The organism is Parabacteroides faecalis, from assembly GCF_022809355.1.
Taxonomy (GTDB): Bacteria; Bacteroidota; Bacteroidia; order Bacteroidales; family Tannerellaceae; genus Parabacteroides; species Parabacteroides faecalis.
This window is the reverse complement of record NZ_JAKZMM010000009.1, coordinates 48,729-63,587: the sequence shown is the minus strand read 5'-3', so window position 1 is coordinate 63,587 and position 14,859 is coordinate 48,729. Positions and strand designations below refer to the sequence as shown.

Annotated in this window: 12 protein-coding genes and 1 pseudogene; all 13 read left to right on the top strand. The window is 37.2% G+C overall.

Annotated features, from left to right (window positions below):
• Nucleotides 1-567: 567 nt before the first annotated feature.
• The 13 genes and pseudogenes from MUN53_RS05110 to MUN53_RS05055 all read left to right on the top strand — a co-directional run bounded on the left by MUN53_RS05110 (nt 568) and on the right by MUN53_RS05055 (nt 14,554).
• A complete protein-coding gene (locus tag MUN53_RS05110; protein WP_243323685.1) occupies nt 568-1,017 on the top strand; it encodes a hypothetical protein in 450 nt (149 codons plus the stop codon).
• 141 nt (nt 1,018-1,158) lie between these two features.
• Nucleotides 1,159-1,431, top strand: a complete 273-nt coding sequence (locus tag MUN53_RS05105) for a hypothetical protein (RefSeq protein WP_243323684.1) — start codon at nt 1,159-1,161, stop codon at nt 1,429-1,431.
• Nucleotides 1,406-1,744 carry an endonuclease domain-containing protein gene (locus MUN53_RS05100; RefSeq protein WP_243323683.1) on the top strand — a complete coding sequence of 113 codons (339 nt, stop codon included), beginning with the start codon at nt 1,406-1,408 and terminating at the stop codon, nt 1,742-1,744. The genes MUN53_RS05105 and MUN53_RS05100 overlap by 26 nt, the downstream gene beginning before the upstream one ends.
• A gap of 298 nt (nt 1,745-2,042) precedes the next feature.
• Nucleotides 2,043-3,014, top strand: coding sequence for a DUF4373 domain-containing protein (locus MUN53_RS05095; RefSeq protein WP_243323682.1), 972 nt, complete (start codon nt 2,043-2,045; stop codon nt 3,012-3,014).
• On the top strand, nt 2,956-3,642 hold the full coding sequence (locus MUN53_RS05090; RefSeq protein WP_243323681.1) for a hypothetical protein: 687 nt from the start codon (nt 2,956-2,958) through the stop codon (nt 3,640-3,642). The genes MUN53_RS05095 and MUN53_RS05090 overlap by 59 nt, the downstream gene beginning before the upstream one ends.
• 219 nt (nt 3,643-3,861) lie before the next feature.
• Nucleotides 3,862-6,747: an SNF2-related protein gene (locus MUN53_RS05085; RefSeq protein WP_243323680.1), complete on the top strand. Its 2,886-nt coding sequence runs from the start codon at nt 3,862-3,864 to the stop codon at nt 6,745-6,747.
• Nucleotides 6,732-7,595 carry a hypothetical protein gene (locus MUN53_RS05080; RefSeq protein ID WP_243323678.1) on the top strand — a complete coding sequence of 288 codons (864 nt, stop codon included), beginning with the start codon at nt 6,732-6,734 and terminating at the stop codon, nt 7,593-7,595. Before MUN53_RS05085 ends, MUN53_RS05080 begins: the two co-directional genes overlap by 16 nt.
• Before the next feature lie 2 nt (nt 7,596-7,597).
• Nucleotides 7,598-8,164 (top strand): hypothetical protein, encoded by a 567-nt coding sequence (locus MUN53_RS05075; protein WP_243323677.1) that lies wholly within the window; start codon nt 7,598-7,600, stop codon nt 8,162-8,164.
• A 4-nt stretch (nt 8,165-8,168) separates the two neighbouring features.
• Complete coding sequence (locus MUN53_RS05070; protein WP_243323676.1) at nt 8,169-9,926, top strand: site-specific DNA-methyltransferase; 1,758 nt, start codon at nt 8,169-8,171, stop codon at nt 9,924-9,926.
• A 35-nt stretch (nt 9,927-9,961) separates the two neighbouring features.
• Nucleotides 9,962-11,206, top strand: a complete 1,245-nt coding sequence (locus MUN53_RS05065) for an AAA family ATPase (RefSeq protein WP_243323675.1) — start codon at nt 9,962-9,964, stop codon at nt 11,204-11,206.
• Nucleotides 11,203-11,436 (top strand): annotated as a pseudogene (locus tag MUN53_RS18395) (HNH endonuclease); the annotation flags it as partial. The gene MUN53_RS05065 and the pseudogene MUN53_RS18395, both read left to right, overlap by 4 nt.
• A gap of 243 nt (nt 11,437-11,679) precedes the next feature.
• Nucleotides 11,680-11,859, top strand: a complete 180-nt coding sequence (locus MUN53_RS05060) for a hypothetical protein (protein ID WP_243323674.1) — start codon at nt 11,680-11,682, stop codon at nt 11,857-11,859.
• A gap of 4 nt (nt 11,860-11,863) precedes the next feature.
• The gene (locus MUN53_RS05055; RefSeq protein ID WP_243323673.1) at nt 11,864-14,554 is read left to right on the top strand and encodes a DEAD/DEAH box helicase; all 2,691 of its coding nucleotides are present in this window, start codon (nt 11,864-11,866) and stop codon (nt 14,552-14,554) included.
• Nucleotides 14,555-14,859: the final 305 nt, after the last annotated feature.

Sequence of the window (14,859 nt, the reverse complement as noted above, 5' to 3'; positions counted from 1 at the left end):
GCCTGTTCTTTTCTCTTGAAAGAAAAGAACCAAAAGTTCAAGGCTGCGTCTGCTGAGCTACTCCGTCACTGCGTTTCGCTGTGCGCGCCGCAAACTCGCCTTCGGCTCAGACAGCGACGCTCCGGCCGCTCCACTTCGTTCCTCCGCTTAACGCTCACCAGAACGAGGCCGGGCCCTCAATTGATAATTGAGAATTGACAATGGACAATTTCTTCAATCGGCATATTCAAAAACAAATTTCGTGAAATTCGTACTTAATGAATTGTCAATCGTCCATTGTCAATTGTCCATTGATTTGGCCTAACGGAGAAGGCGTTAAGCGGTCGACCGAGCGGAGCGTTAAAAAATCTCGGCTGTCTGAGCCGAAGGCGAGTTTTCCGAGATTTTAGCGTAGCAACCGAGACCGTAGCCTTCGGAGTGTGAGCCTTGACCTTTTGGTTCTTTTGGGTCAAGCCAAAAGAACGAATACGATCTTGACTTCTTTGGTTCTTTCTGGGTCAAGCCAGAAAGAACGGACAATCACTTATAGCAAACCAAAAAATGAAAAATATACAAAAACAAATTTCTATGATTACAGAAAAGAAATTCATGCTGATCTCCATACGAGATAACAAATTGAAAGTCAAAGTAGATCAGTACAATCCGGAAAACAACGACGCCTTTCAAAACACCTATATGAATGACGCCCCCATCCATGAAGAACTAGGTCTTGCCATGCAAAACTTACTTTTCCATGTAGAACAACTCACCCATAGCAAAATACCAGGCTTATATGTGGACGGGTTTTACCGCCAGCCAAGCGGCAATTCGGAAATTATTAACATCTATGCCGGTTTGCGTACCGACACCACGTGCCCGATCAATCTGGCTGTACGTGTCAACACCGGCAAGGATACGTATGAATGGCTGGAACGCCTGATGGACGACCTCTCATTCTGCGAACGCGAAGCCCTTCTGTATATCACGGAAGGCAAACGGTTTGAATCGGATTCGTTTATTAACGTACTGGCAAATTGAACAGGTGCGAAGTGTATGAATAAAAACACAGAGGCACAAAGCCACAGAGGAATTTATTGGTTTTGAACAAAATAAAAACTCTGTATCTCCGTGCTCTGTGTTTGATACAACATTCAAAACAGTACAAAAAATTGAAAATCTATGGACGACGAGGTTAGAGACCGGATAATGCCCGGTTGTTTGATTGGTACGGCAGCAGCCAGCTGCTTCTTCGATTTGGTGGACGGCGAACGTGGTTCGCGGCGTTATCAGTACAATTCCAAGCAAAACGAATTCGGCTATTTTTATGAGTCATGGCAAGACCGATGGGTTGTTTTCGACAACCGCATGGGAGCACTTTTTGTCACGACCTGTAAAACAGTCGATGAAGCAACTGATTATTTGATCGATGGAGAAGAACTTTTCGCCCCTTGAACGGGAAATCTATAACCTGACAGGTTTGGAAACCAAGCGTGAATACCGCTTTCACCCGACGCGCGAATGGCGTTTTGACTTTGCCATACCGGCAGTCCGCGTGGCGATCGAAGTGGAAGGCGGCGTTTGGAATGGCGGTCGCCATTTCCGGCCCGAAGGTTATTTGCGGGATATGGAAAAGTATAACGAGGCAGCCGCTTGCGGCTGGCTTGTTATACGAACCATTCCGTCCGAATTATTGCGGGTGAAGACGATTCAGCAAATAGTACGGGCATGCAGAAAGAAATTGACAACTTCATCAATTGAAAATTGAGAATTGACAATTGACAATTAATTTGGCACGGATTTCACGGATTACACGGAATTTATTCGTTGAACATACCCAATGCGAGTAGAGGCGCAGCGTGCTGCGCCTCCAGCCAACGCGACAGGATAAAACGACAAATAACACAATAAATTCATTCATTATTTTATTGATTGTCATTTGTTTGCATGAAACGCCGTTTTGAGGCGCAGCACGCTGCACCTCTACAGTCGCGGGGTAAGTTCTATGGATAAATGGAAGAAAAAAACAAACAATAAAAAATTAACAATCTAACAAAAAGAAAAATATGGCAAGACCTATAAAATTGGGATTAGATTATTTCCCAACAGACACCGATATTCTGAAAAACATAAAAATCAGAAAATTAATACGTAAATACAGAGAATTGGGATTTGTTTTATATCTGCAACTCCTGACGGACATTTATCGTAATTCCTACTTCATCGAGTTGAGCGATGAATACATCTTTGACTTGGCGGATCAGTTTCACAAACGAGACAAAACCATCCTGGAAATGATAGACTTTATGGTGGAAGTTGATCTCTTTAACAAAAATTTGCGAAACTCACTCATTTTGACATCGCCTTCTATCCAAAAGCGATATTTTACGGTTAAAGGCAATAGCTACAAGGGATTAGAAAAAGACTTATTGTATATTTTAATCCCATTATCGACCGAAAAACCCCCAGTTATTTCGGAAGAAATGCCACAAAGTAAAGTAAAGGAAAGAAAAGGAAAGGAAAGTAAAGAAAATGAAAGTATAAATTTAATTGAGAGAGAGAGTAACGCGCGTGCGCGCGAGAACGATCAATCGTTAAAAGCTGAATGGGATCAATGGAAAATGGAATTACTGAATGACGAAGACTGGTGCGCTACTTTGATCCGCATTAGCGGAAAAGGATTGTCTTTATTGGATAAAACGCATCAAGCTATGAATTGTTTTGACGATATCAATGTGTTGCGCGCCCTTCAAAACACGGTTCAGACTAAAAAAGAGTACCAATCAGGATTTATCGCCTGGTGGCGCCACAATAATTGGGAAACAGATATGCAAATTTTAAGTGGCGCGAAGTCTGCTAAAAACATGGCGCCGCCACGCACGGAATATAAAAAACCGGCGGCGCGCAAATCGAGATACGAAGAAATGATGGAAGTGGCGGCAGAAGCGAAATTATTAACCAAAAAAATGTACGAAAACAATGGCTTTGGATACACGATTGAAAATAGCCTTGAGGCAACCACCGATTATACAGCTTGACAGTGAGTTTGTAACCGGCAGAATGATTGATCTGTTGTTGGAAACCTACGTATTGTTGGGATTCAAAACGCCAGTGAAGGAAGATGTTTCCGTCTTGGCCGCGAAATTGGTGAGCGATATATACGAGAATTGTGGTTTCTTACGCCTGGAAGAAATCTCAATTTGCTTCGAACTGGGCGCACAAGAACAGTTTGGCGATTACATCGGTTTGAATTACCGGACCTTTCATAAATGGCTGAAAGGCTACAAAAACAGTGACTTGCGCTATCGGGTGATCAAACAGATAGAACAGGAAAAGGAAGTCAAAGCCTTGCCGGCGGTGAGCCGCGAATACAATGAGGAAAAGATGAACCTGCTGATCATCAGACGGTTTCACGAATACAAGAATTGCCCGGACTTGGAAATTCCGTTGGCAAGTATTCTGTATAAAGACTTGCAAAGCCGCGGTTTTATCCGTAACAGCCTGGAAGAAAAACTCAACGCGATGGCACAGTTTTCCCGTTGGCGGCCACAAAACACGCTGCACATCAGCGAAGATGATCGTCAGGCCATGATCAAGCTCAAAGCCCAGGAATGGTTATTGAAACAGTATTTCAATTCATTGGTGCGCTTGCCGTTTGAAAGTTGACAAATACCTACCATTTTGCTAACGTTAGCAAAATGGTAGAATTGGCAAAAGATTCTCAGCATGAGATGAATGACTATAAACAGCGATAATGGGAAATGACTGTAGAGGCGCAGCGCTGCTGCGCCTCTTGCGGGCGGTTTTGGGAGAAATTAGTAGATTTTACAAAAGGCAATGGAAAAGATCAATAAAACTTGATGAGCATAACAAAATCAACTATTTTTGTACAAATTAGAAGATATTTCAATGAACTATAATATAACAGACTATCAGGCAAAATATATTGCAAACCTACTAACAAGAAGACTTCCAGCCAATGACTTAAATAAGTTAACGGCTTCATTACAGGATGCACAGGTAGATCTGACACCGCATCAGGTGGAAGCGGCTCTATTTGCATTTAAGTCTCCCTTGTCTAATGGCGCAATCCTTGCTGACGAAGTTGGATTAGGTAAGACCATAGAAGCCGGTATTATCTTGTCTCAGCACTGGTCTGAACACAAAAGAAGATTACTGGTAATATGTCCGGCCAATTTGCGTAAACAATGGTCAAGCGAATTGTTGGACAAATTCTATCTTCCGTCTGTTATAATGGAATCAAAGTCTTTTAGTTTAGCCGTAGAAGAAGGTTGTTTTAATCCATTCGATACAGAAAATATCGTTATCTGTTCTTTGCAATTTGCAAAGACAAAGGCTGCATATATAAAGCGCACCAATTGGGATTTGGTCATTATAGATGAAGCTCACAGACTTCGAAATGTATATAAACCGCAGAATAAAACAGCGAATGCCATAAAAGCAGCCATAGCTTCAAAGAAGAAAATTCTGATGACTGCTACGCCATTACAAAATTCCATTCTGGAGTTATATGGTTTGGTTTCCATTATCGACGATTATGTATTTGGAGACCTAAAGAGTTTTAAAAGTCAGTTTGGTCATAATTTGACTGAAGCAGAGTTTCATGAGCTAAGAAGAAGATTACAACCTGTATGTAAAAGAACTTTAAGAAGACAAGTTCTCGAATATATCAAATATACCAAACGCATTGCAATTGTTGAAGAGTTTTATCCGACAGAAAATGAACAACGATTGTATGATATGGTTACAGAGTATTTAAGCAAACCTCAACTTTATGCTCTTCCAAATAGTCAGAGGCAATTGATGACACTGATACTTCGCAAACTATTGGCTTCTTCTACATATGCGATTTATGGAACATTCTGTTCACTTATCAATCGTCTACAAGAAATATTGGCTCAAGCTGATTCTTTGTATTCATTAGAGAATGAAGTTATAGCAGAATATGAAGAAGACAATGACCAATGGGTAGATAGAGAGGAAACAGAAATTGAAGAAACAGAAGAGCTTCATCCTGATGATATCGAAGGAATAAAAAAAGAGATTGAGGAACTGAAACAGTTTAGAGACCTGGCTGAGAAAATTAAAAAGAACAGCAAGGCTGAGCATCTGTTTGTTGCGCTTGATAAAGGGTTTGAGCAATTAAAGAACTTAGGAGCTGCGCAGAAAGCTCTAATCTTTACAGAATCTAAACGTACACAGGAATTTCTCTATGAGCTGTTAGAAAAGAGAGGTTTTAAGGGAAAAGTTGTACGCTTTAACGGGACCAATGCTGATAAAGAATCAACAGCTATCTATAATGATTGGCTGACCGTACACAAAGGAACATCCAAAGTAACTGGATCACCAACGGCAGACAGAAGAGCAGCTTTAGTAGATTATTTTAGAAATGAGGCTACAATTATGATTGCAACCGAAGCTGCTGCTGAAGGTATAAATCTTCAGTTCTGTTCGTTAATAGTAAACTATGATATGCCCTGGAATCCACAAAGGATAGAACAGCGAATAGGAAGATGTCATCGTTACGGACAAAAGTTTGATGTTGTGGTTATCAATTTCTTAAACAAAGGCAATGCTGCGGATAAACGTGTATATCAATTGCTTGATGAGAAATTCCAACTGTTTAATGGAGTTTTTGGAGCAAGTGATGAGGTATTAGGAAGTATCGGAAATGGTGTTGATTTTGAGAAACGAATAGCCCAAATTTATAACGAATGTCGGACAACAGAAGAAATTGAAAAGGCTTTTGATACTTTACAAGCAGAATTGCAAGAGCAAATATCAGAAAAGATGATAAAAGCCCGTTCTGCACTGTTGGAAAACTTTGATGAATCGGTTAAAGAAAAACTAAGGGACAATTTGGCCCAAAGCAAAAAAAATCTGAGTCTGTTCGAAAAAAATCTGTGGTTGCTAGTACAACATGCTTTTAAAGATAAAGCCGTGTTTAACCAAACAGACTACTCTTTTGAGATTGAAAGCGGACAATATGCCGGTGAAAAATTCACTTTGGCAAAAGACGCAGTTAATGTTGAGAATCTGCAACCATTTCGGATGGGGCATCCTTTAGCTAAAGAAATTATTACAGCTTGCAAGTCTTATGAAATAGAATCTGGATTAGTAGAGTTTCATTACACTGAAACTGAAGGGAAGATGAAACTTTTAGATGAGTTGATCGGAAGTGAAGGCTATATGCAAGTAGAAAAGATTACGATAGATTCATTTGAACAAGAAGATCACCTTGTTATAGCTTGTCTTAAACAAGATGGAAGTCTCGTATATCCAGATATAGCAGAACGAATGTTAAGTCTTCCGGCAGAAAAACTAGGTACTGAAGTAATTGAGAATAATATTCAAGAAGTTTTGCATGAAAAGATTTCTGAGATGCAAAATGAGATAGTAGCTGATTCTGCTGAAAGAAACAGTAAATTCTTCGATGAAGAAATGGACAAGCTGGATAATTGGGCAGATGATATGAAACTCGGTCTTGAAAAAGAAATTTCAGACCTCGATCAGGAAATACGCTTGAGAAAATCTGAAGCTAAAAAGATAATCCGCCTTGATGAAAAAGTTTCTGCACAGCGGGCAATCAAGGAGCTGGAGAAAAAACGCATCGAGAAACGACAGTATCTTTATGAAGCACAAGATGAGATTGATGAGAAGAAAGATATGTTGCTTGATAAGATTGAAAAGATGTTGAAGCAGAAAGTAAGCTGGGAAAATTTATTTACAATAAAATGGAAATTAAAATAATGATAGATATACTAAAAAAATACTGGTGGGTTATTTTACTTATTATAAGTGTACCTATTATAATTAATTGCTTAATATTAAAGCCAGCTATATTTAAATTTGTAGGAAAAGATACAGATTGGTTAAACTTTTGGGGAGCATATATAGGTACGGTTCTAAGCAGTTGCATAGCATTCTATGTTCTGCACAAACAATTAAGCCAGAATCAAAATGAAAATAAAAATAACAGAAACCTTCAAATTAATATTCTGAAGTATCAACAAAAAAGCCAATGGCTTACTGAGTTGAAAACAAAGCTTGCAGAATATTATAAGTCTTTTAGTTTAAATGATATAAATGCAATTGCAAACAGAATGCTTACAAAAGAAACAATTGCATATATTCAAATTAAAGAAACTAGAGCATCACTAAAACAAATCATTGATAATTTTAATGTCGCAGATTTCTCCAAAGGAATAATGTTCTCAAATCAATTAACTAAAGAAGAAAGCAATATCATTGAAAAATTAAAGTCATATTCGGATGAATTCTGCGCTTTGATAGAAGATCTTGACTGGTATGTATTTGAAGTATATGGTCATAATGGTAGTGACGATACACTAAGGAGAATGTACGAAAGTAAAACAAAAAAATATCAGCAAGAGGAACATACACATATATCCAAAAGTCGAAGAATTTGGGATATAATAATCGAGTATGATTATAAAATATCAAGTAAGAATAAAGAAATCATATCAACAAGGATGAAAGAAGCTATGCGGAATATTAAGGCAGATAATATTCAGAAAACTATACTTGAATTGTTGGACTATGAGCAAGAAAAAATAAATAAAATAATACAACTATAATTATGGTTACAATAGAAGATTTAATAAAAGAAGGTGAATCGTTTGAAATTAAATATAGCGAACCATACATCGAGTATCGTGATGGCATGAATATTCTACATGAAGCTTCTTATTATATAGAAGACGGGCAAAAGTTCTTTGGTTGGGTTGAAAAATCAAAAAGATTCATTCAAATAAATTTTCCGAAGGACATAGCATTGGCAAGATTTAATGAATTGTCTAATAAGAAAATAAGTAAAGAAACTATTTATAATTTAATTGCTATCCTTATATCATTAAGAGATATACCAGGCTGCTGTCCAAAAGAAAAGGCAACACCTAAGACTTATATTAATATAAGTCAAACACAAGAGCAAACCCAAGAAATACACACAATCCATAATATTCTTAGAGAGACATTGACCCAAGAACAGTATAATGAATTAAAGAACCTAGCAAGAGAAACTAATAATAATGCTGATTTGTTGAAGCCTAAAATAATAGAAAAAATTAAAGACTTTGGGGAATCTGTGATGTCTAACATTATAGCTAGTTTATTAACTAATCCTTCAATTTGGAATAATCTTTAAAAATATGACAAAAAATAATACATATAAACTGGAATTGACTTGGATTGGCAAGAATGATGAACGCCAACCATTGGAACCTCGTATTCTTATTGAGAATAAAGAATACTCCTACGGTGAACCTGAAACTGGAGTTTTACGTAATGGTAAGCCTTGGAAAGGTAATATGCTGATACATGGCGACAATCTACTTGCATTAAAAGCTCTTGAACAAGACTATGCAGGGCAAGTTAAATGCATCTACATAGATCCTCCTTATAATACTGGTAATGCTTTTGAACATTATGATGATAATATTGAGCACTCAATATGGTTAAATCTTATGTATAAAAGAATTTGTATTCTACATAATTTACTTTCGGAGGATGGAAGCTTATGGATTAGTATAGATAATACAGAAGGGCACTATCTAAAGGTAATATGTGATGAGATTTTTAACCGGAACAATTTCGTTGTAGATATAACTTACGAAAAATCAAGCGTTTCTGGTCTTGGTCAAGGGGGGGCTTTTTTCAATACTGGAGAAAAAATCCTTGTATATAAAAAGAATAATCTCATACTCAATGAAGTTCTTGGTTCTACTATATTAGAACAAAAGACTATGAAAAGATATAACAAGGTCCTTATTGATAAAGGTGAAAAAGAATTAATAGAAGAATTCCTTGCACCTTCAAATGGACTTCCAGTAAAAATCTTCAGACACAATAATTATAAAGTAGAATCTATCTCATTAGCAAATTTCGATAAAAGGGAAGGAGAAATAAGAGAAAATTATAAAAACAATTTTGATAGTTTATTCCGAACATATGTCATTCAACAAGAAAATGAATTTCAAAACAAGCTCATGAGTAAAATGTCAAAAAATTCTCTATATTCTGTTGAATATATTCCAAATAGAGGGAAAAATAAAGATATATACACTACTTTATATTATTATAATGCGGAATTGTGTGCATGGCTAAAAGATACAGCTTACATTGAAAATGGTAATATAGTTAAAACAACAAGATTATCAAATGTTTGGAAGAATGATGATATACCAAAATCAGACCTTGGGAACGAAGGAGGAGTAAATTTTCCAAGAGGTAAAAAGCCTGAAAAATTAATCGAAAGAATATTACTTCTTGCTTCAAATCCTGGAGATATAGTATTAGATAGTTTCCTAGGTTCTGGAACCACAGCTGCTGTAGCCCAAAAAATGGGAAGACGTTATATCGGTATAGAACTTGGTAACCATGCCTACACTCATTGCGTTCCTCGTCTTAAGAAAGTTACAGATGGAACAGATCAAGGTGGCATAAGCAAGGCTCAGAACTGGAGTGGTGGAAGTGGATTTAAGTTCTATGAATTAGCACCAAGCCTCCTTAAAGAAGACAAGTTCGGGAATCCAGTAATTAACAAAGAATATAATGCAGATATGCTTGCTGCAGCAATGGCCAAGCAGGAAGGATATACATACCAACCTGATGCAGAAGTTTACTGGAAACAAGGATATGGCTCAGAAACGGATTATATCTACACGACGACTCAGTTCCTAACAGTCGAATCGTTGACGGCCATTCATGAAACAATGGCGGAAGATGAATCCTTGCTTATCTGCTGCACGTCGTTTCAGCGCGAATGCAAGCAAGCTTTCAACAATATTTCCATCAAGAAAATCCCTCAAATGTTGTTGGGTCGATGCGAGTTTGGCAAGGATGATTATTCGCTGAATATCATCGAAGTGCCCGAAGTGGAATGTGAGGATAAATTAGAAGAAGAATAAAATAATATTATGAATCAATATAAACGAATAAACATATGAATTACTTCATTAAAAATATACATGTCAACGAATTGTTCCATCTGAAGAACTTCGATATACCCATTGCCGACGAACAAGCGCCCCATTTGATGATAACGGGTAAGAATGGTAGTGGAAAAACGGTGTTGCTGAATGCGATAGCGGATTTTCTGGAAAGAATCAAAGATGATAAAACGTTGGATTTTACAAAATACGAGGTTAACTTAAATTATTTAAAAAGGAGATTAGACGATGGTGTAAAGGATGATAAGGAATTGATGAGTGTAAAAAATGGTATTGATTTTTACGAAATGAAGTTTAATACGCTTTATGGAAAAGTCAAATTGGATTTTGTTAATGTGGTAGATATAATTAATGCTTACAAAGAGGGTAATTTCATTATTGCTTTTTATCAAGCTGCAAGAAAACCAGAAATGATAGAGCCAGAAAGCCCTACGAAACCAACTTATGAAATCAAAGGAGCCGTAAAAAAAACCGTAACGAATCAATTCCTTAATTTCCTATCAGACCTAAAGATTCAAGAAGCATTGGCGCGCAATGAAGGAGAACTTAAAGATGCGGAACTAATAAATAAATGGTTCATTAATTTTGAAAATCTTCTTAAACAGATCTATGACGATAAGGAGTTGCGATTAAAGTTTAATCATAAAAATTATAGCTTCCTAATTCAAACTGAAGGAAAAGAATTCAGATTTACGCAATTATCTGATGGCTATGCCGCTATATTAGATATTGTGGTTGACTTGATTCTTAAAATGCAAGGAAAAGATAATTTAATACGCGCCTATCAAAAAGAAGGAATTGTGTTAATAGACGAAGTGGAAACCCATCTGCATCTGGAATTGCAAAAGATGATTATGCCTTTCCTGACGAAGGTGTTCCCTAACATACAGTTCATTATTACGACACATTCGCCATTTGTACTCAACTCGTTGGACAACGCCGTGGCATTCGATTTGGAGCATCGGGAAACCATCAATGAATTGACCCAATACTCTTACGAGACTTTGGCTGAAGGTTATTTTGGAGTTTCTTCCGATTCCAGCTATATGCAAATGCAGCTAGAAAGACTTGAATCGTTATTACAGAAAGAAAGCTTGACCGATTCAGACAAATATGACATCAGGCAGCTTGTTGAGGATTTGAATAAAGTGCCGGAGTCGGTTTCGCCCAACTTGGTTGGAACTTATATGGCAATCAGAAACAGATATGCGTCGGTTCTTAAAACAGTGTTGCCATGATCAGGGAAAGAAAGAGCGGAATAATACCATCCTCCTTGTTGACTACCTCTCAATATGATGGAGAGGATGTAAAAGTTCAATTACTGGAGGACCAACACGAGAAATGTTATATTTGTGAGCGTCGGTTAATCACAGATTTTGAAATAGAACATTATAGAAGTCAAAAGAATTATCCTATATTAACCAATACTTGGAGTAACTTGTTTTTATCTTGTAGATATTGTAATGGAAAGAAAAGAAATTCTTTTGATGATAATATTTATCCGTCAGTTATTAATATAGAGGATGAGATAATTCAAAGAATTGACTTTGAGAAAAACGAAGCCGTTTTTTTGAGTATGATTGAAGATGTGATACATAGAAATACAATTAATATGCTTCATGTTTTGTATAATGGGAGGTTGATTCACAGCGGAAAACAAATTATACGTACGATTAAGGAAAAACGTTTTTTTGATTATACCAAGCAGATTATGAATAACTTTTTGGAGAAAGTCAACGCATTTCTGATGGAACCAACACCAGCCAACCGGGCTTTGGTGGCGGCCGAATTGTCCATTGAGCAAGAAATGCTGGGTTTCAAGTATTGGGTAATCCGCGATAATCATTTGGAAACAGAGTTTGAAGATGAAATAGTCTGGAACAAGCATTGATGGTATGAGTAATTTCTATAGTAACAATATCAAGCAACGCCTTTCGTTGCGTGAACCCTTGGCCGAAGCATTAGACGTAATGGCCAAGCTGGTAGAGCAGTTGGACTTCAAAAATCGCCCGTCAGGTGAAGCGTATGCCGCTTTTTTGGAAGAGCAGTTGAGTAAAGTGAGAGCAATATGCCCTGCATGTAAGAATTTCGAGCGCGAGTTTCCTTCGTTCGCTTTCTCCATTGCAACAGGTATTGGTAAAACACGCCTCATGGGTGCCTGCATTGCCTATCTTTATCTGGCAAAAGGTATTAAGCATTTCTTTATATTGGCTCCCAACCTGACATTGTATGAGAAGCTGATGAGAGACTTTGGTGATCCTTCATATGAAAAATATGTTTTCCGAGGTATTTCTGAGTTTGTACACAATGAACCTTATATTATCACCGGCGAAAACTACGATATGGCGCGAAGTCTGTTCTCCGAAAACCAGATTCAGATAAATATTTTCAACATTTCAAAGTTTAATACCGAGAGTAAAGAAGGAAGTAAAAAAGGTACTCCTAAAATGAGAAGATTATCCGAGTACCTAGGACAATCATATTTTAATTACCTTTCCTCATTAGATGATCTTGTCATTTTAATGGACGAAGCACATCGTTATCATGCTGATGCTTCCAGAAAAGCCATCAATGAATTGCGTCCGATACTTGGTTTGGAAATGACAGCCACGCCTACAGATGAAAAGGGTAAACCTTTCAAGAATATTGTTTATGAATACAACTTGGCTCAAGCTTTGCTAGATGGTAAGTATGTCAAAATACCAACTATTGCTAAACGTAAAAACTTTAGCAGAGGGAATATGAACGATGAAGAGTTGGATATACTTAAAATAGAAGATGCTATAAGCGTGCATGAATATACGAAACTGCACCTTCAAATGTTTGCTAAAAATAATAATCTACCTTTAGTCAAACCATTTATTCTAATTGTATGTAAAAACATTCAGCATGCAACGGAAACATTCAACAGGATAGAAAATGAAATGTTTGACAGAAAGTATGCTGGTAAAGTCCTACAGATAGACAGCTCTACAAAGAAAGATGAAGAAATAGACAAACAGTTCCTCTCGTTGGAAAAGCCCGACAACAAAATAGAGATTGTAATCCACGTCAATATGTTAAAAGAGGGCTGGGACGTGACCAATCTTTATACAATAGTGCCATTACGTGCTGCGGATGCACCAATTTTGGTTGAACAACAAATCGGGCGTGGTTTAAGATTACCATATGGAAAGCGCACTGGATATGCAGACATAGATAAACTGACTGTAATTGCCCATGAGAATTTTGAAGCGGTTATAGCTAAGGCTAATGATAAAAACTCGGTATTGAGCAAGTTTTCATACGTAGAACTTGATGATGATCAACTAAATACAACGCCGGGCAAGATTGTAACAGCTACAACAATTATTGATTTTCAGGAACAAAAGGCGATCAAAGAAGCTAAGACTGAAATAGAGAAACAAAATGCACGTGCAATTATGGATGCCCAGCGTGCAGTATGGGAAGTTATACCTAAAATGAATACTCAGGTATCCTGTACAAAAGAACTGTCACGACCTGAAGTAATTGAAGTGATTAAGGCTAACACGAGAAGCGAAATTATCAAAAAGGCAAGAGAAAGAGACCCTTTATTTGCTGATGAGGTTGCTAAACCATTATTGGAAGAAGTAGATGATGTCGTGGAAATCGTTGTAAAGAATTTTATTGACAACATCATAGAAATTCCACGTATGACTATTCAGAAAGAGGCCTATAAAGCTGAATATAAATGGTTTGATCTTGACACACGCATAGGATTTGACCTACCCGCTTTAGAAGACGAAATTTTAAGAGTCAGCGTAGGTGCAGGGGAAAAGAGTGTTGAAACTTTACAAGCAAAAACCGGCAGAAAGTTTGAATCTCCTGTAAATCAAATTGTCGTTTCATTAATGGACTATGATGATATAGACTATGATAATAATTCGGAACTCTTATATCATCTGGCAGAACAGGCTGTAAATGCCATAGGAAAGAATATAGAAAAAGAAGAAGATTTACCCAAGGTTGTAAATCAATTTAAAAAGGCTATATCCAATACTATTTACGACCAAATGAAACAACACTTTGTGATAACACCATTAGGTTATCTTAAACCTAAAGTATTGCCATTCACTGGTATTGTGGAACAGCATTTAACTGAACTTGAAGGTTTTGGCAAAATAGACTTTAGAGATATTGTTAAACCTGGATTTGTGAAGAAGTATATTTATAGAGGCTTCTTAAAGTCATACTATACTGAATGTAAATTTGATAGCTCAACCGAATTGAATTTTGCAAATGTACTTGAAGCTGACAAAAATGTTATCCGATGGTTGAGACCAGCACCAAATCAATTCAATATATTTTGGGCAAACGGTTCAAAAAGATATGAACCAGACTTCATTGTGGAAACCTCTGATTGCATTTACATGGTGGAAACAAAAGCAGTAAAAGATCTAACAGCAGAGGATGTATTAGCCAAAAAAGCTGCTGCAGAAGAATACTGTAAAAATGCGACAGAATATACATCTAAAAATGGAGGAAAACCTTGGAAGTATCATCTTTTAAGACACGATATTGTGGAAAGATCAAATAGCTTTGAATATTTAATAAGATCTTTCTAGATGCGTAAAAGATCCTCTTCCCACAACATCCTATCAAAAGATTAGAAACCCCAACACCCGAGGCGCAGCAGCGCTGCGCCTCTACTTCGCATAATGAAGAATTGCCGGTTTTTGTCTGCTCCAGTCGGCCATTTTCCCTAAAACTTCCCCCTTATTTCATCCACATTCATCCACACTGATCCCATTTGATCCCTTTTCGTCCACACTCATCCACACTGATCCACATTGATCCACACGGCGATTTTGGGGCGTTGTATCTTTGTAGTGTGACAAGAGAGGAAGAGGCGCGGTTGCCGAACCTATTA